The 17,711-nt window shown below is 70.6% G+C and carries 14 protein-coding genes; 5 read left to right on the top strand and 9 right to left on the bottom strand.

The genetic code is table 11. The features are described from left to right. Position 1: 1 nt before the first annotated feature. The 3 genes from BLQ63_RS12710 to BLQ63_RS12700 all read right to left on the bottom strand — a co-directional run bounded on the left by BLQ63_RS12710 (position 2) and on the right by BLQ63_RS12700 (position 3,795). Positions 2 to 691 carry a TetR/AcrR family transcriptional regulator gene (locus BLQ63_RS12710; protein ID WP_091034768.1) on the bottom strand — a complete coding sequence of 230 codons (690 nt, stop codon included), beginning with the start codon at positions 689 to 691 and terminating at the stop codon, positions 2 to 4. 102 nt (positions 692 to 793) lie between these two features. Then, positions 794 to 2,440 carry a carboxylesterase/lipase family protein gene (locus BLQ63_RS12705; protein ID WP_091034766.1) on the bottom strand — a complete coding sequence of 549 codons (1,647 nt, stop codon included), beginning with the start codon at positions 2,438 to 2,440 and terminating at the stop codon, positions 794 to 796. Further along, complete coding sequence (locus BLQ63_RS12700) at positions 2,437 to 3,795, bottom strand: MFS transporter (RefSeq protein WP_091034764.1); 1,359 nt, start codon at positions 3,793 to 3,795, stop codon at positions 2,437 to 2,439. Before BLQ63_RS12700 ends, BLQ63_RS12705 begins: the two co-directional genes overlap by 4 nt. Positions 3,796 to 4,046: 251 nt before the next feature. On the opposite strand from BLQ63_RS12700, the gene BLQ63_RS12695 reads away from it, so the two are divergent. Continuing rightward, positions 4,047 to 6,230, top strand: coding sequence for a heavy metal translocating P-type ATPase (locus BLQ63_RS12695; protein ID WP_091034763.1), 2,184 nt, complete (start codon positions 4,047 to 4,049; stop codon positions 6,228 to 6,230). Between the two features lie 77 nt (positions 6,231 to 6,307). Here the strand turns inward: BLQ63_RS12695 and BLQ63_RS28425 are convergent, their stop codons facing one another. Further along, positions 6,308 to 6,928 (bottom strand): hypothetical protein, encoded by a 621-nt coding sequence (locus BLQ63_RS28425; protein WP_177154908.1) that lies wholly within the window; start codon positions 6,926 to 6,928, stop codon positions 6,308 to 6,310. A gap of 165 nt (positions 6,929 to 7,093) precedes the next feature. On the opposite strand from BLQ63_RS28425, the gene BLQ63_RS12685 reads away from it, so the two are divergent. After that, positions 7,094 to 8,359, top strand: coding sequence for an MFS transporter (locus BLQ63_RS12685; protein WP_091034760.1), 1,266 nt, complete (start codon positions 7,094 to 7,096; stop codon positions 8,357 to 8,359). Positions 8,360 to 8,384: 25 nt separating this feature from the next. Here BLQ63_RS12685 and BLQ63_RS12680 read toward each other — a convergent pair whose 3' ends face one another. Next, positions 8,385 to 9,305 (bottom strand): EamA family transporter, encoded by a 921-nt coding sequence (locus BLQ63_RS12680; RefSeq protein ID WP_091034757.1) that lies wholly within the window; start codon positions 9,303 to 9,305, stop codon positions 8,385 to 8,387. Between the two features lie 71 nt (positions 9,306 to 9,376). On the opposite strand from BLQ63_RS12680, the gene BLQ63_RS12675 reads away from it, so the two are divergent. After that, the gene (locus BLQ63_RS12675; RefSeq protein WP_091034754.1) at positions 9,377 to 10,291 is read left to right on the top strand and encodes a LysR family transcriptional regulator; all 915 of its coding nucleotides are present in this window, start codon (positions 9,377 to 9,379) and stop codon (positions 10,289 to 10,291) included. Between the two features lie 205 nt (positions 10,292 to 10,496). Continuing rightward, entirely contained in the window at positions 10,497 to 11,783 is a 1,287-nt protein-coding gene (locus BLQ63_RS12670; protein WP_143014865.1) for a sulfotransferase family protein, read from the top strand. On the opposite strand, the gene BLQ63_RS29645 is transcribed toward BLQ63_RS12670, so the two are convergent. Further along, on the bottom strand, positions 11,740 to 14,028 hold the full coding sequence (locus BLQ63_RS29645; protein ID WP_091034745.1) for an alpha-L-arabinofuranosidase C-terminal domain-containing protein: 2,289 nt from the start codon (positions 14,026 to 14,028) through the stop codon (positions 11,740 to 11,742). The two genes, BLQ63_RS12670 and BLQ63_RS29645, sit on opposite strands and share 44 nt — an antisense overlap. Positions 14,029 to 14,210: 182 nt before the next feature. On the opposite strand from BLQ63_RS29645, the gene BLQ63_RS12660 reads away from it, so the two are divergent. Continuing rightward, positions 14,211 to 14,819 carry a hypothetical protein gene (locus tag BLQ63_RS12660; RefSeq protein ID WP_091034740.1) on the top strand — a complete coding sequence of 203 codons (609 nt, stop codon included), beginning with the start codon at positions 14,211 to 14,213 and terminating at the stop codon, positions 14,817 to 14,819. Between the two features lie 106 nt (positions 14,820 to 14,925). Here BLQ63_RS12660 and BLQ63_RS12655 read toward each other — a convergent pair whose 3' ends face one another. From BLQ63_RS12655 to BLQ63_RS12645, 3 genes are read right to left on the bottom strand one after another with little or no spacing between them, the layout of a single operon-like run. Further along, positions 14,926 to 15,924: an alpha/beta hydrolase gene (locus BLQ63_RS12655; protein ID WP_091034736.1), complete on the bottom strand. Its 999-nt coding sequence runs from the start codon at positions 15,922 to 15,924 to the stop codon at positions 14,926 to 14,928. Beyond that, positions 15,921 to 16,745, bottom strand: coding sequence for a carbohydrate ABC transporter permease (locus BLQ63_RS12650; RefSeq protein WP_091034731.1), 825 nt, complete (start codon positions 16,743 to 16,745; stop codon positions 15,921 to 15,923). The genes BLQ63_RS12655 and BLQ63_RS12650 overlap by 4 nt, the downstream gene beginning before the upstream one ends. Further along, positions 16,742 to 17,710, bottom strand: coding sequence for a carbohydrate ABC transporter permease (locus tag BLQ63_RS12645; protein ID WP_091034726.1), 969 nt, complete (start codon positions 17,708 to 17,710; stop codon positions 16,742 to 16,744). Before BLQ63_RS12645 ends, BLQ63_RS12650 begins: the two co-directional genes overlap by 4 nt. Position 17,711: the final 1 nt, after the last annotated feature.

Here is a 17,711-nt window from a genome sequence, read left to right as displayed (position 1 = left end):
CTCAGGGGAGCTCGGTGGCGCTGTCCCGCAAGGCGGTCAGCGTCCGGCGCACCTCGGGCGTGTCGGGCAGGGTCGCGAGCAGCATCTGCCGCACCGGACTCGGGTGCGCAAACTCGGAGGTCAGCCCGCGGACCCACGCCATGCCGGCCTGGAGCTCGGCCATGGCGTCGGTCGCGCCCTCGCTGCGCGCCCAGCCGCCGAGGGCGGAGCGGTGCATCGCGTCGATGAGCGCGGCCAGGCCCATGGCCTGGAACCCGGGCGCGTCCGGCGCCAGGCGGCCGCGCAGGAACGCCGAGGTCATCGCCACGTACCGTTCGTGCTCCACGATCTCCCGGTTGCGCAGTTCGGGGACGCGGCGGGTGAGCCGGTACCGGCGGAAGACGAGCTGCGGGTGCTGGAGGAAGTCGCGCAGCGACGCCTCGGTGCCGCCGATGACGGCCTCGACCGGGTCCTCGTCGGGCCCTGCGGCGTTGAGGTGGCTCTCCAGTCGTCGCAGCCGCCCCGAGTGGTCGGGGAAGGGCAGCTCGTCCTTGCCGCCGAAGTACCGGAAGACCGTGCGGCGGGAGACCTCCGACGCCTCGGCGACCGCTTCGACGGTCACCGTCTCGTAGCCCTGCTCGAGGAAGAGGGCCATCGCGGTCTCGGCGATGCGGTACTTGGTGTCCTTGGACTCCCGGGTCGGTTCGGACACCGCGGCTCCCTGTCGTCTCGTCGTCGTTTTCCTGCGGCCAGTGTAGAAGCGCGCGGGGGGCCCGGTCGCGGTGATGCTTCCGGACGCCCCGCGCGCCGCGCGTCAGCCGAACTCGCCGGTGGTGATCCGCGCCCGGTGGTCGTCGGCGTCGAACACGACGCTGGCGGGCCACTGGGCCCATCGGACCGGGAGCGTCCAGGACTGCGGGCTGCCGGTCCGGATGAACTGGCGCACCGCGCCGATCATCTGGCCGGACAGCGCGAGCCGGCCGGGCGCGTTGGCCTCGCTGAACGCGTAGGAGAACACGCTCTGGCCGAAGTTCCCGAACACGAACGGCAGGTCCATGGCGTGGACGGCTCCGTAGACGTCGTCGAACGGTTCCGGCTCGTTGTTCCAGGCGAACTGGTAGTAGTAGACGTTCCGGTTGCCGCTGTCCTGGAGCGCGTTCATCGAGTTCTCGGCGATGCCCATGAACACCAGCTCGGTCAGCTGGTCCGACGCCTCGTTCCACCCGCCCGGGGCGTCCACCGGCAGGTACCGGTCGACGAGGAAGTCCTCGGCGGTCCAGTCCGTCGGAGCGTCGGGATCGAACTCGTACTGCATCGTGAAGCGCTCGTAGTCGGTCGGCCGGTGGGCGCCGATGGCCGAGCCGAACAGCTTGCCCTCCTCCATGGTGTTCCCGGCCAGGACCGGGACGTCGCGCAGGGACCCGTCCCCCAGCGCGGCATAGGGATCGGCCGGGATCACCGTCCCGTCGGCGATGACCGCCGGCGTCGCGTCGAGCCGGTGCCGCAGCGCCAGCGCCACGAGCTCGTCGGCCGACATCGCGTCCAGCAGGGGCGCGCCGGCCTCGGGACCGGACAGCCCGGCCTCCGTCGCCGCCGCGGAGGCCAGGTTCTCCGCGTACGCGTGCGCGCTCGCCACAGTCGCGGTGCTCAGACCGCCGCTCATCGGGATCGCCTTGTCGAAGAGCCCCTGGGCCTCGGGTGCGACCATCAGCGCCCACACGTTGACCGCGCCGGCGGACTCGCCCATGATCGTGACGTTGCGCGGGTCGCCCCCGAAGGCGCGGGCGTTGTCGTCGACGAACCGCAGCGCCTCGATCTGGTCGAGCAGTCCGAAGTTCCCGGAGTCGGTCAGCGGGTCGCCGGTGTCCTCCCGCACCCCGTCGAACCAGCCGAAGAGGCCGAGGCGGTAGTTGACGGTGACGACCACGGCTCCGGCCGCCTCGGCCAGCGCCCGCCCGTCGTACATCGGGTCGGCGGCGTAGCCGACGACGTTGCTGCCGCCGTGGACGAACACGATGACCGGCAGGTGCTTCGCCGCGGTCGAGGGCCGGAAGACGTTGAGCGTCAGGCAGTCCTCCTCCCCCACCGGCTTGCCGAGGCCGTCGCGGACCTCCAGGTCGTAGTGCGGGCCGTCGGGCGACGGGCTGAAGAACCGGCCCGGCTGGGCGCAGCCGTCCCCGTACTCGTCGGCGTCGAGGACGGACCGCCAGGGGCTGTGGGGCACGGTGGCCCGCCAGCGGAGGTCGTCCACCGGCGGCTCGGCGTACGGGATGCCGAGCCACGAGTAGGTGCCGCTGCCGCGGTGGTCGTCGATGCCGAGGACGGGGCCGAGGGTGGTGTGCCGCAGGACCGGGGACGCGCCGCCGTGTCCGTCGCCGCGGTCGGCCACCGCGGCGGCGGCCGGTGCGAGCACGAGTGCCAGCGCTGCGGTGATCGCGGTGAGGAGTCGTCGCGTGTTCATGCGTCGCTCCCGGTGGTCGCCGCGGTCCGGGCGGTGCGGGCTTGCGCCGCGCGGTCTTCGCGCCGGACGGTGCGGTGCAGGATCGGGACGAGGGCGACGCCGAGGAGCGAGGAGCCGACGAGGACGATCCAGGCGGATCTGGCCGCGCCCGAGGCGGCTTCGGACCAGCCGTAGAGGTAGGGGCCGAGGAAGCCGCCCATGAGCCCGATGGTGTTGATGAAGGCGAGGCCCGCGGCGGCCATGAGTCCCTGCATGCGCTGCTGGGCGACCGACCAGTAGATGGGGAGGACGCCGATGAGGAAGAACATCGCGAGGTCGATCAGGAGGATGCGGGCGACGGGGGCGGTGACGAGGACGTAGGCGACCGCGGAGGCGGCGGTGCCGAGGGAGCACCAGATGATCACCGCGACCTCGTTGCGCACGCGGCGTTGGACGGCCGGGATGGCGATCACGCCCAGCAGGGCCGCGATGCCGACGCTGCCGGAGACCAGGCCGATGAGGAAGGGGCGGGTGATGTCGATGCTCTCGACGATCGAGGGGAAGTTGTACTGGATGGCGACCGAGGCGATCTGGTTGGCGAAGTAGACGGTCGCGAGCGCGAGGATGAACGGCCGGCCGAACGCGACCTTGACGTTGCCGCGCAGGGTGGGGTGGTCGGGGGCGGTGGGGACGCGGGCGCGGTCTTCGAGGATCGCGGCCTCTTCAGGAGTGAGCCATGTGGCTTCGGAGGGCTTGTCGGGCAGCAGTCGCCAGATGGCGAGTCCGACGAGGATGGTGAACCCGCCTTCGAGGAGGAACATCCACTGCCAGCCGTGGAGGCCGCCGGTGCCGCTCATCTCCATGAGCGCGCCGCCGAGCGGGCTGCCGATGGCGAGGCCGAGGCAGACGGCCATGTAGAGCAGGCCGACCATGGTGGCGCGCTGGGACTGGGCGAACCAGACCGTGATGATGTACATGAGCGCGGGGAACAGGCCCGCTTCGGCGGCGCCGAGCAGGAAGCGGATGGCGTAGAAGCTCATGTCGCCTTGGACGAGGGCCATGCAGGCGGTCAGGGCGCCCCAGGTGATGGCGATGCGGGTGATCCAGACCCGGGGGCCGACTCGGTGCATGATCAGGTTGCTGGGGACTTCGAGCAGGGCGTAGCTCAGGAAGAAGATGCCGGCGCCGAGTCCGTAGGCGGCGGCGCCGATGCCGACGTCGGCTTCGAGCTGGGTCTTGGCGAGGCCGACGTTCGTGCGGTCGACGAAGGCCATGAAGTAGGCGAGGCAGAGGAGTGGCAGGAGGTGGGTCAGGGCTTTTCTGGTGGCGGCGCGGTGCAGTGCGTCGCCGCGGGCCGCCGCTTGCGGCTGGGTCATGAGGGGTCCTCTCGACATTGAGTGGCACGCCGTGCCGCAGTTTGGTCGACACTTTGGCATCTGGTGCCATGAGTGTGACGCACCCGGTCCGGAAAGGCAAGACCCTGCCGCCGGCAGCTTGAGCTATTTCCATCGATCGATGCATTGGGCTCGCCGCGCAGGCCCGGAACGGAGAGGCCGGACCGGTTTGGAAGATACCCCCTAGGGGTATATGCTCCGACCGAGGAGCAACCGCATGGAAGGAGCCTCAAGTGAGCGGTCATCACGCCCACGGTGACGACGAGGGGCACCAGGGACACCAGGGCCACGAGACCGACCACGCCGGTCACGGCGGCCATGGCGAGCACGGCGGTCACACGTCGCACGGTGGCGCCGTCGCGGCCGAGCAGCCCCGGGCCCACGGGTCGCACGGCGCGCACGAGGGCCACGGCGGCCATGACAAGCACGCCGGGCACGACCCCGAGGCGTTCCGGCGCAAGTTCTGGCTCAGCCTGGTCCTGACGATTCCCCTGGTCGTCACCAGCCCCATGATCATGGACTGGTTCGGGTACACGCTCGACCTACCCGGCATGGACCTCGTCGGGCCCGTGCTCGGCACGTTCGTGTTCTTCTACGGCGGCTGGCCGTTCCTCGCGGGCGGCGTCCGCGAGGTCCGCGACCGGGCGCCCGGCATGATGCTCTTGATCGCCACGGCGATCACCGTCGCCTACATCGCTTCGCTCGCAACCAGTCTCGGGTTCTTCGACCTCGAGTTCTGGTGGGAGCTCGGTGCGCTGGTGTCGATCATGCTGCTCGGCCACTGGCAGGAGATGAAGGCCATCGGCCAAGCCCGAGGCGCGCTCGCCGCGCTCGCGGCACTGCTGCCCGACGAGGCCGAGCGCATCGCCGAGGACGGTTCGACCGAGACCGTTCCCGCGGCCGAACTCGGGGTCGGCGACGTGGTGCTGGTCCGCTCCGGGTCCCGTGTTCCGGCCGACGGCGAGGTCGTCGACGGCGAAGCCGAGATGGACGAGTCGATGATCACCGGCGAGTCCCGCCCCGTGCCTCGGAGCGCGGGCGAGCGGGTCGTGGCCGGCACCGTCGCCACCGACTCGGCGATCCGCGTGCGCGTCGACGCGGTCGGCGACGACACCGCCCTGGCCGGCATCCAGCGCCTCGTCTCGGCCGCGCAGGAGTCCCGCGGCCGCGGCCAAGTGCTGGCCGACCGGTTCGCGGCCCTGCTGTTCTACATCGCCATGGCCGCCGGCGCGATCACGTTCGCGGTCTGGTCGCTCCTGGGCGACACGACCTCGGCCGTCGTCCGCACCGTCACCGTCCTGGTCATCGCCTGCCCCCACGCGCTCGGCCTGGCGATCCCGCTGGTCATCTCGATCACCACGGCCGTCTCGGCCAAGGCCGGCATCCTGGTGAAGGACCGGCTCGCGATCGAGCGGATGCGCACGGTGGACGCCGTCCTGTTCGACAAGACCGGGACGCTGACCAAGGGCGAGCACACCGTCGCCGGCGTCAGTGGAGCCGCAGGCGCCGACCGAGACGAGGTGCTCCACCTGGCCGCGGCGGTCGAGTCGGACTCCGAGCACCCGCTCGCCCGCGCGATCGTCGCCCACCGCGGCCGCGAGCACGGCGAAAGCGCCCGCGCCTCCGACTTCCGCTCCCGCACCGGCAAAGGCGTCGAAGCCACGGTGGACGGCGAGCGATACGCGGTCGGCGGTCCGGCGCTGCTGCGCGAGCTCGGCACCGATGCGCCGAACGAGCTGCAAGGCGACATCGAAACCTGGTCGGGCCGGGGCGCGACGGTGCTCTACCTCATCGCGCTCGACGATGAGGCGAAGGTGCTCGGCGCGATCGCCCTCGAGGACGAGGTCCGCCCCGAGGCCAAGCAGGCCATCGCCGACCTGCGAGCCCAGGGCGTGAAGACGATCGCGATGATCACCGGCGACGCCAGGTCCGTGGCCGAGGCGGTCGCGGCGGACCTCGGCTTCGTCGAGGGTCGCGACGAGGTCTTCGCCGAGGTGCTGCCCGCCGACAAGGACCAGGCCGTCGCGGACCTGCAAGCACGCGGACTGCGCGTGGCGATGGTCGGGGACGGGGTCAACGACGCGCCCGCGCTGGCACGGGCCGATGTCGGCATCGCGATCGGCGCGGGCACCGACGTGGCGATCGAGTCCGCCGGGGTGGTCCTGGCGTCCTCGGATCCGCGCGGTGTCGGCGGCGTACGGCGTCTCTCGAAGGCCGGCTACCGCAAGATGATCGAGAACCTCGGCTGGGCCGCGGGCTACAACATCGTCGCGATCCCGCTCGCGGCCGGAGTCCTGGCCGGAGTCGGGATCACGCTGAGTCCCGCGGTCGGCGCGGTGCTGATGTCGGCCTCCACCATCGTGGTCGCCCTCAACGCCCAGCTTCTGCGCCGGGTCAGGCTCACGCCCGAGTCATAGGAGGCGAAGGACCGCAGACCGTCCAGGTCTGCGGTCCCGCACAGGCACGTGCGCATACGGTCCGTGCCAGGACCGGTCTAGAAGACCTGGCCGGTCTGGGACTGGAAGGAGTCGCCCAGGGGGGTGGCCTCGGTCTGGACGGTGTCGAGGAAGCCGTCGCCGTCGCTGTCGGTCAGGACCGTGTCGGCCACGCCGTCGGCGTCGGAGTCGACCACGATCTCGTCCACGTAGCCGTCGGCGTTGTAGTCGCTGGCCACGGTGTCGGTGTAGCCGTCGCCGTTGGTGTCGGTGGCGACCGAGTCGACGTAGCCGTCCGCGTTCGTGTCGACCGAGACCTGGTCCACGATGCCGTCGCCGTCCGTGTCGGACTCGTAGGTGTCGACGTAGCCGTCGCCGTCGCCGTCGCTGATCGCGGTCTCGAAGCCGCCGTCGCCGTCGGCGTCGATGAGGACCTCGTCGGAGAGGCCGTCGCCGTCGTAGTCGGTCGCGACCGCGTCGGCCTCGCCGTCGCCGTCGGTGTCGATGAAGGTCACGCCGTCGGCGGTGATCGTCTCGTCGGCGTAGCCGTCGCCGTCGATGTCGAAGGTCTCCTCGACGTGGGAGAGTCCGGTGCCGCCGAGGTCGGCGTCGTCTTCGGTGTAGGTGTCGTCCACACCGGTGACGTCGTCTTCGACCGTGGTGTCCTCGTACTCGCTCATCGCTCTTCCTCTTTCGTCCAGGGGCGTTCCGGGCTGTTGCAGGGAACTCTATGGCCGCGAGAACGCCTCAGAATCCCCAGAGTGTGCCAACTGCCCCGCCGCATCGCCGCCGACGCCATCCCGCCCCCGGTCCCCCAGCTCGCCGCCGTCGGCTAAACCCCTCCTATGGAAACCCACGCCTCCGAGGACACGGCGCACGGACGGCCCGACACCCATGCGGCGGTCCCGCGCCGTGTCCTCATCGCCTTGTGCGCCACCCAGATCACCAGCTGGGGCGTCCTCTTCTACGCCCTCCCGGTCCTCCTCGGCGACATCACCGCCGACACGGGCTGGTCGACCGCCGCCGTCATGGGCGCCTTCTCCGTGGGGCTGGGCGCCTCCGCGATCGCCGGCGTCGCCGTCGGACACCTGCTCGACCACCGGGGCCCCCGCCTGGTCATGACCACAGGCTCGGTCATCGCCGTGCTCGCGGTCGTCGGCATCGCGACCGCGCCCAACCTGTGGACGTTCACCGCCGCGTGGATCCTCTCCGGCACCGCCCAAGCGGCCGTGCTCTACAAGCCCGCGTTCGCCGCCGTCACCGCCTGGTACGGACCCCGGCGCGTGCGCGCGCTGACGATCCTGACCCTCGCCGGAGGCCTCGCCAGCACCGTCTTCGCACCCCTGACCGCCTACCTCGCCGGCCACTTCGACTGGCGCGGCAGCTACCTCGTCCTCGCCGTGATCCTCACGGTCGTCACCGTCCCCGCCCACGCCTTCGCGCTCACTCCGCCATGGCCCCGAAGCGCACACCCGTCAGGCGGCCACTCGGCGGCCACGGCTTCGGCGGCACGGCGGCGGATCATCCGCTCACCGACGTTCATCGCCCTCGCCGCCGCCCTGACCCTCACCGCCTTCGCCATGGCCGCCTCGAACCTCTACCTCGTGCCGCTGCTGACCGGCCGCGGCATGGACACCGTCACCGCCGCCTGGGCCCTGGGCATCTGCGGCGCCGGGCAACTCCTCGGCCGCATCGCCTACGCACCGCTCGCGAACCGCACCGGCCCGACCGTCCGCGCCGTCGCCATCCTCGTCATCGGCGCCGCGACGCTCTCGGCGACCGCGCTCATCGCCGAGCCCGTCGCCCTGGTCTTCGCCGCCGTCGTCCTCCTCGGCGCCGCCCGCGGCGCCTTCACGCTCCTGGACGCCACCGTCGTCACCGACCGATGGGGACCGCACGGGTACGCCACCCTCCACGGCATCCTCACCGCACCCGCCACCGCCGCGATCGCACTCGCCCCTTGGACCGGCGCACTCCTGACCGACCGGACCGGAGGGCATCCCGAGATGTTCGCCGTCCTCGCCGCCCTCACCGCCGCCGCAGCGGTCGTCATCCTGCTGGAACGAATCGCAGCAAAGCCGCCCCTGAAGGCTCGCGCTGGATCAAAGTGAACGTGCGGCGGCCGGCGTTTCGCCTTCAGCCGCGGGCACCGGCCGGCTGGACGTCGAGATCCGGCTTCGGCAGGATCGTCGTGCGCCGCCGAAGGCTCCCGAGCAGGACCCCGCCGACGACCAGTACGCCGCCGAGCATTTCGGGGACCGTCACGGTCTCGCCCAGGATCAGCCACGCCGCGGTCATCCCGACGACGGGCACCAGCATCGAGAACGGCGCCACGACTCCCGCCGGGTGGCGCGACATGAGCCAGGTCCACAGCCCCGAGCCGAGAATCGTCCCGATCAGGACGGTGTAGAGCAGGCCGAGCACGGCACCGACCGCGCCGGGCTCGTCGAACCCGGTCAGCGAGCCGGCGATGCGCGACGGACCCTCCACGAGCAGCGCCAGCGCGAGCATCGGCAGCGGCGGTACCACGGACATCCACAGCGTCAGCCGCAGCGGATCGGCCGCTCTCGCCTGCCGGTTGCAGATGTTGCCGATCGCCCAGCCGAGCGCTCCGGCGAGCGTCAGCAGGAACGGGACGACGCTGGCGTGCTCGGCGCGCTGCCAGCCGACCACCGCGAGGCCGCCGACCGCGACCAGGACGCCGGCCAGCTGCGCTCCGGTCACGCGCTCGCGGAGGAACGTGGCGCCCAGCAGCATCGTGAACGGCCCGGAAGCCTGGAGCACCAGTGAGGCATGGCCGGCGGGCATCCCGGCGGCCATGCCCCAGTACAGGAACAGGAACTGCACGGTCCCGAAGCCGAGCCCGTAGCCGATCAGCCAGCGCAGCGGCACATCGGGCCGCTTGACCAGCAGCATCGTCGGGACGGCGATCAGCGCGAAGCGCAGCGCGACGAGGAACATCGGGGGGAAGTGCTGGAGGGAGGCGTCGATGGCGATGAAGTTGAGGCCCCACATGAGGGCGACGGCCATCGCGAGCAGTACGTGGCGAGCAGGCATGCGTCCATCATCGGCGCCCCGACTGTAAAGCACAAACGAAAACTACTTAAGCTATTGTGTAGCATTGCTACATGGACGTCCGTCATCTGGAGCTACTGCGCGAACTGGCCCTGCGAGGCAGTGTCACCGAGGTCGCCCGCGCCACGCACCGGACCCCGTCCGCGGTCTCGCAGCAGCTCAAGGCGGCTCAGCGCGAGTTCGGCATGGCCTTGGCCGAGCCTTCGGGCCGCGGCCTGCGCCTGACGGAGGCGGGTCGGGTGCTGGCCGAGGGCGGGGCGGTGGTCGCCACGGCACTCGAGCAGGCCCGGGCCCGATGGGACTCCTTCCGCAGCGAACCGTCCGGCACGGTGACCGTCGCGGCCCTTCCCAGCGCCGCGACCTTCATGCTCGCGGAGGTCATGCGAGCGTTCGACGGCGGAGCCATTGAGTTGCGGTGCAACGATATCGACATCGCCGAGGCGGAGTATGCGGCGTTCGCCGCCGACAACGACATCGTGATCGCGCACAGTTTCACGGGGGCGCGCCCGGCCGGGACGTCCGCGTTGACCGCGGTGTCGCTGGCGCGCGAGCAGCTCGACGTGGCGATGGCCGCGGACCATCCGCTCGCCTCGCGGGCGACCGTGCGGACCGAGGACTTGGTGGACTGGGAGTGGATCGGCGTGCCGAAGGGCTACCCGTTCGACTCGGTGCTCGAATCGATCGAGCGTGCGACGGGTGCCTCGTTGCGGGTGTCCCAGCGAATTCGCGACAACCGGCTGGTCGAGTCGCTGGTGGTCGGCAGCCGGCGGATAGCGCTGCTGCCGCGGTTCACGACGCCGACCGGGGCCGGACTCGTCCTCAGAGAGATCGCCGACATTCCCACGCGGCGGCACATCACCGCGATCCTGCGACCGGACCGCGCCGAACGGCTCGCGGTCAAGCGGGTCCTGGACGTGTTCCGTCAGGTGGCCGCCGAAGTCGAACGGCGCCACCGGACCAAGGGGTGAGCGACGACCCGGCCGATAGGGCGATCCGCTGCGTCGTTGAGGATCGGCCCGGGTCCGAATCCCTCCGTTGAGCGTCATCGAGCGGTGTTGCGAAATTGGTGCGGAACTCGTGCGAGGCCGTGCAAGGCTCAGGGATTCGGCGGTGTCGAACCCGGACGCCCGCGCCGACGAACCCTCTTACCGCAATGCGAACAGGACCCCCTACGTGGCTTACGCGACCCCGACGCTCACCCTTCGAGCCCTCAACAACCTGCTCGCTCCGCTGACGATCGGCCTCGAACGGCGCGCTGATGCGACGATGGACCGGATCGTGGCGAGAGCGGAGCGCGAGACCGGCGAGAGCCCTGAGGGCCATGCGCAGTTGATTGAGGACTTCCGCCTCATCTTGCGAGCCTGGGCCAGACAGGACGGCGCTTCGACGATCGGCTGGAAGTCGGTGGTCGATCAGGTCCAGGGTCGGGTCATCAACCGGTTCCGGATCGCGCGGGCCATCGCCGAGCACCCGGAGATCGAGGACGAGCCGATCGACGACCCGATCGTGGTGACCGGCCTGCCGCGCACGGCGACCACCCTCGCCCACAACCTGCTGTCCAATCCTGAGGGCAACCGTGCCCCGCTGCTGTGGGAGATGCTGCAGACGCCGCCGCCGGGTACCGACGAGGCGGGCCTTCGCGCGAGGATCAAGTCCACCGAGCGGTACGTCGCCAACTTCGAGAAGGCGGTTCCGGCGCTCCCGAACATTCACAAGATGGGCGCGATGCTCCCCGAGGAGTGCGTGTTCATCATGTCGTTCCACACGTTCATGTGGACCCTGACCGGTCACATGCCAGAGCTGCGCGAGTGGTTCGCGAAGCGTGATTACACCGAGGACTACCGCTACCTCAAGCGGACGCTCCAGGTGCTCCAGCACGGGCAGGAGCGCAAGCGGTGGGTCCTGAAGAGCCCCTGCCACCTGTGGTCGCTCCCGGCGCTGATCAAGACCTTCCCCGACGCGAGGGTGATCTGGACGCACCGCGACCCGATCACCGTGATGGCCTCCTACTGCTCGCTCGCGGAGGGCACCTGGTCGGTGTACCTGCGCAAGTTCGACCGTTCGAGCCTGGGCAGGATGTGCCTGGACGTGCTGACGGAGGGCATCGAGGCCGCCCGCGCCGCCCGGACCATGATCCCGGCCCGGAATCTGCTCGACGTCGGCTACTCGCACCTCGCCGGCGACGCCATGGTCCAGGTGCCGCGCCTGTTCCACCATCTCGGCCTGGAATGGGACGAGCGCGAGTTCCAGCACCTGGAGTACCGGATGTCCCGCCCCGACCAGAGCCGCAGGCACGAGTACAGCCTCGGCAGCTACGGCCTGACCCCGTTTGAGGTGGAGGCGGCGTTCGGCGACTACGTGCGGCGGGTCGAGACCCTCCCCGCCATCCCCGACACCGTGTTACCGGCACCCCCGTTCACCGTGGAGTGGCAGACGCTTCGCGGAGCACGGCGGCGGTGAACGACCAGGGCGGCAGGACGAGGTCGATCCCGTTCTCGCCCTTGGCGGTCGTCCTGAACGGTCGGACCGGGGACGCTTCGAAGAGAGCGCCGTCGTCCGGTCCGGCCCCGGCGAGCACCGACAACTCGGCCTCCACCGCGCCAGGCGTCCCCGGCAGGTCGATGCGCACCGGCTTCTCGGTGTCCTCGGCATTGACGAGGCGCACGACGTATTCGACGCCGCCGCCGGCACCGGACCGGGAGAGCGCTCCGGCCACCACTCGCTGCTCGGGGCGGTCGTCGCGGACAAGGTCGTGGTGGCGTTCGCCGTCGACCCAGACCTGGAGGCGCGGGCCGTCGAGACGGACGCGCACGGCGACCGGTACGCCGTCGGCGAGTCCCGGCCAGACGCACCCGGACTCCCAGTTGTCGATGCCGTCGTCGCGACGGATCACCGCCGTGTTCTTGTTCTGCCAGACGGCGAAATCCAACCTGAACGAGGTCTGCGGGTCCTCGGGGCCGAGACCGAGCGAGAAGCCGTCCGCGCCGTCCCGGCGGACCGCGGTGAACGCGATCTCCGCGGCTTCGGGGTCGATCGCGGCGAGCAGGAGGTCATCGCCGCCGGGGGTGATGACCGCGTCGGGTACCGGGTTGCCGTCGACGGTGATCTCGGTGAGGGCGATCGCGGCCCGCGCCGACCGGAAGCGGACCGCGCCTTCGCGCGGGACCGGCCGTGAAAACGGTCGGGCGCCTTCGAGGACCACCGCATGGACCTGCTCGCCGCGCTCGGCGCCGAAGGCCTGCTGCACGTGGTAGGAGGCGGTGAGGCGCACCTCGTCGGCCGTGAAGTAGATGAGGTCCGGGGTCCATTGCGAGTGTCCGACGCGGGCGAGCAGCGGCGCGTACGAGGCGAGGCGGACCACGCCGGGGGTGCGCTCGAGGCCGATCATGTACGCGGCCTCGGCGAGCGCGGAGCGGATCCTGCTGGAGGCGCCGGCGTACTCCCCCAGGTAGACCTTGGAGCCTTCGGGATCGTAGGCGCCGTAGCGGTCCAGGTTCTGGTGGAGCCAGCGCGGACTCTGGTAGCCGTGCTCGTCGACCACGGCGATGGCGCGTTCGCGGGCGTAGGCCCAGCCGGCCTCGTAGTCGGGGCCGGAGGTGGCGGGCCCGGTGGTGCCGATGACGGTGATGTCGGGGTGGGCCTCGCGCAGTGCGTTCTCGATGCGGGCGTAGCGGTCGCGGAAGTCGTCGTTGATCACGTCCTCGTTGCCGACGCCGAGGTGGCGCAGCCCGTAGGGTTCGGGGTGGCCGTGTTCGGCGCGTTTGGCGCCCCAAGGGGTGTCGATGCCGCCGTTGGCATATTCGACCAGGTCGAGGACGTCTTGGATGTAGGCGTCCATGTCGGAGTCGGGGACGGCTCGCTGGCCGCCCGGGGAGTTCTGGCAGCAGACGCCGGCGGCGACGATGGGAATCGCGGTGGCGCCGACGGCTTCGCACAGTTCGAAGTACTCGCCGTACCCGATCTGGCGGGACTGGTGGTAGTTCCAGATGTTGCGGTCGTGGACGCGCTCGTGGCGGGGGCCGACGGTGTCCTTCCAGCGGTAGAGGTTCGCGAGGCCGTAGCCGTGGGCGAGGCAGCCGCCGGGGAAGCGGATGAAGCTCGGGGCGAGGTCTTCGAGGGCTTGGAGCAGGTCGGGACGGAATGTCAGCGGTTCGCCGTCGTCGCCGAGGGGCCGCAGGGAGACGGCGTCGATGTCGAGCGCGGCACCGGCGGGGACGGCGAGGGAGAGTTCGCCGCGGCCGGTCGCGGTGGCGTCGAGGTCGATCACGAGTCGGCGCCAGCCGCCGGGCTCGACGGTGCGGCGGGCGGTGGCGAGGCCGTCGCCGATGGCGGCGGCGAGCTCGACGGGCGTGCCGTGGGCCCTGGCGAAGAGGGAGAGGCGCAGGCGTTCGCCGGAGACGGTTCGCATGCCGTCCCAGCCCTCGTTGGTGATCGCGGCCGGGCCGGTGAGGGACGCGTAGTGGCGGTTGTTCGGGTGGATCGGGAGATCCGTCAGCACCTGGACGGCCCCTTCGGCGGCCCAGCCGGTGAGGGGGTGGAAGCCGTCGCGGTCGGTCGCGGCGAATTCGAAGTCGCCGTTGCGGACGCGTTCGGCGTTGAGCCCGCCGTCGAGGGCGTCGTTGAGATCTTCGATGAACAGACCCCACAGGTCGGGGGCGGCCTCGGCGACCGCGTTGCCCACGCGGATGGCGACTCGCTCGTTCATGTGGGGTGCCCTTCTCGGCGTCGAACGGCTCTTTATCGGTAAAGCGATGTCACTGTATCGGGTTCGCGCCGCCGTGTCGAGGGGTGCTTCGCGCAATGCCGCCCCGGGCTCCGGAGAGCTCCGAGCTGACCTTGATCGGGCTTCGAGCCGTCCTCGACCTCGAGGGCGAACTGTGTGCCGTTATGCGCATCATTCCCCCCTGGCCGCGGCAACTGCTGCGCGCGGCCGTACTCGCGGCCGCCGGCCTCGCCTTGACCGCCTGCGGTTCCGGTGGCGACACCGAGGAGAACCCCGACGAGAGCGCCGCCTCCGGCGGTGACCTGATGAGCGCCTACGTCTCCTGCATCGAGGACCAGGGTGTCGAGCTGCCCGACGGCTGGGCGGAGGGTCTCGGCGGCGGCATGCCGACCGATATGCCGACGGACATGCCCGGGGACATGTCCGGGGAGATGCCGACCGAGATCCCCTCCGACATGTCCGGCGAGATGCCGACCGACATGCCCTCAGGAGGGTTCGGCGGCGGCGGATTCGAGGCCCCGGAAGGCGTCAGCGACGAGGACTGGCAGGCGGCACAGGAGGCCTGCTCGGGCGAACTGCCCGTGGGCGGAGGCGGATTCCCCGGTGGCGGCTCGGGTGAGTCCGACGACCTCGCCGCCTACCGCGACTGCCTCGCCGAGCGCGATGTGGCACTCGGCGACGACGCCTCCCAGCTCGACGAATCCGATCCGGACGTCGCCGCCGCGATGGAGGCGTGCGCGGCCTTCGCCCCTGAGACGAGTACCGATTCCTGACCGCACTCCCGAGGGGCGGTCCGCGGCCCCGGCTACACCCTGCGTCTCGCCGTTCGGTCAAGGGCTGTCGATGAGGGTGCGTCGGTGCCTCGTTCGCTCTTCCTGGTCAGGTCGTCGATCCGGACCGGGCGGCCTCGGCGAGGAGGTGTTCGACGAGAAGGCGGTGCAGCCATTCGGCGCGAGTGCGCCTCGCTTGGCGGGAGAGCGCGGCTTCGGGCATCCAGGCGTCGAAGGCGTGCGCGCCGCCTTGCCAGATGTGCAGTTCGGCGGCGCCCCCGGCCGCCCAGATGCGACGGGCGAACTCGACGTCCTCGTCTCTGAAGGTCTCGGCCGACCCGGCGTCGACATACGTCGGCGGGAGTCCACTGAGGTCGGTCGCCCGCGCTGGCGAGGCGTAGACCGGAGCCTCGCTGCGGGGCTGGGCTCCCAGGTACGCCGACCATCCTGTCTCGTTGGCGGTCCGGTCCCAGACCCCGACGCCCGCCATCTGCCGGGACGAGTCGCTGTCGTTTCGGTCGTCGAGCATGGGGCAGACGAGGATCTGCCCCATCAGGTTCGGTCCCGCGAGGTCGCGGGCGAGCAGGGCGGCCGCGGCCGCCAGGCCGCCCCCGGCGCTGACGCCGCTGATGACGATGCGCTTGGGGTCCAGTCCGAGTCCGGGCGCATTCGCCGCCACCCATCGGAGGCCCGCGTACACATCCTCGACGGCGGCGGGGTATCGGTGCTCCGGTGCCAACCGGTACTCGACCGACGCGACCGCCATGCCGACGCCGGAAGCGAGTTCGGTCGCCATCGCGAGATCGTCGAATGCGGTTCCGGCCACGAGGCCGCCGCCGTGCACGTGGTAGAGCACGGGCACGGGTTCGGGCCGGTCCCGCGGCCGGAGCAGCACGACGTCGGGCGACGCGCCGGTGCGCGGGTCCCGCGCCCGGTGGCGGCTGAGATGAAACTCGCCGTCGCGGGTGAAGTCCTCCTCGTTCGCAGTGGCCGCACGCGAGCGCAGCTGTGGAATCTCGTCGGGGCGGAGGCTCACCGTCAGGTCCGCGCGTCGGGACAGCGCCTGTTCGATCTCGGGCGCGAAGGGCGGGCGGTTCGGCGCCGTCATCCCTTCAACGACCCTTGGAGCAGGGCCGAGACGAACTTGCGCTGGAACAGCAGGAACACGATCAGTGTCGGTGTCAGGATCAGCAGCGATCCGGCGCACAGCAGCGGAATGTCCGTGCCGTACCTGCCTTGGAACGCGCCCAGGGCTCCCGCCATGGTCCGCTGGGCCGGGTCGGCCACGAGGACGATCGCGAGGAGGAACTGGTTCCACGTCCACAGGAACAGCAGGATGGCGAGCGACGAGATCGCCGGCACCGACAGCGGAATGTGGATGCGCCAGAACAGGTGCCAGGTGCTCGCCCCGTCGACGCGCGCGGCTTCCGACAGTTCCCTGGGGATCGTCGCGAAGTTGGCGCGCATCCAGGTGACCGCGAACGGCATGAACAGACCGATCAGCGGCAGGATGATCGCCCACCGGGTGTTCAAGATCCCGAGGTCGCGGATCTGGAAGTACAACGGCGTGATGATCCCTTCGAAGGGGAGCGTCAAGCCGAGGATGAAGACGATGAACACGGCTCGGGCGCCGACCGGTTTGAGGTGCCCCAGGCCGAACCCGGCGAGGGTCGCGAGGAGGACCGCGGCGGGGACGACGCCCAGCTCGATGAGGATGCTGGAGCCGAGCAGGCGGAACATGTCCGCCGACTGGAAGGCGAGGACGAAGTTCTCCCAGTGCGGTGTCTCCGGCCATTCGATGCCCTGCGGGTAGCTGCCCGATTCGTGCAGGGCGGTGACGAAGAGGCTGACGAAGGGCAGCACCGTGACCAGCATCAGCACCACGAGAATGGTGCGTCCGATGATCTTCTCTCGACGCGAGACGATCATGATTCACGCCCCCGAAGGAGGCGCTGCAGCGGCAGGACGACGGCGATCACCAGTGCCATCAGGACGATGCTGAACGCGGACGCCGTGCCGATCTCGCGTTCGAAGAAGGCGAGGTAGAAGATCTGCAGGCCCGGCACCAGGGTTCTGTTGCCCGGCCCGCCCTGGGTGGCGACGTAGATGATGTCGAAGCTGGCGAGCGCGGAGATGACGGTGACCGTGACGCAGATGGCGATCTCCTGGCGCACACCGGGAAGCGTGATCGAGAAGAACTCGCGCACCGGTCCCGCACCGTCGAGGCGCGCCGCTTCGTAGAGCGACGCGTCGATTCTCGTCATGCCGGAGAGGATGAGCACCAGGCACAGGCCCACCTGCACCCAGGCGCCGATGACCCCCACCGCCGGAAGGGCCGTGCCGAAGTCTCCCAGCCATGCCCGGGTGACGGCGTCCAGCCCGACGGCTCGGAGGATCTGGTTGACGAGGCCGTCGCTCGACAGCTGCCAGCTCCAGATGATGCCGGCGGCGACCAGTGGGATCACCTGCGGGATGAACAGCACGGTCCGCGCGGCCGTCGCCAGCCGGCTCGCGGCGATGGACCTGATGAGATTGGCGGCGACGAGCGCGAGCCCGACGGGAACGATGCTGAAGTACAGGATGAGCTCGAATGCGTTCAGAATCGCGCCGACGAGCTTGGGCTCGCTCAGCACCGCGACATAGTTGTCGAATCCCACCCAGGTCGCCGTGCTGACGCCGTTCCAGTCGTAGAACGAGTACTGCGCCGACGTGACGATGGGACGCAGCACGAAGAACGCGTAGAAGAGGGCGGCCGGAGCGACCAGCGCGTAGGCGAGCAGGTCACCGCCGAGGCGGCGGTGACGACTCCGGGCGCGACTGCCCGAAGAGGGCCGGCGCGGACGGGCGTCTCCGCCGAGTCCGGGCGCCGGCACGGCGGACGTGGGTGCGGGCATC

It is taken from the genome of Glycomyces harbinensis (genome assembly GCF_900101745.1).
Classification (GTDB): domain Bacteria; phylum Actinomycetota; class Actinomycetes; order Mycobacteriales; family Micromonosporaceae; genus Glycomyces; species Glycomyces harbinensis.
Note: the sequence above shows the minus strand (reverse complement) of the source record. Positions and strands in the feature narration are given on the sequence as shown.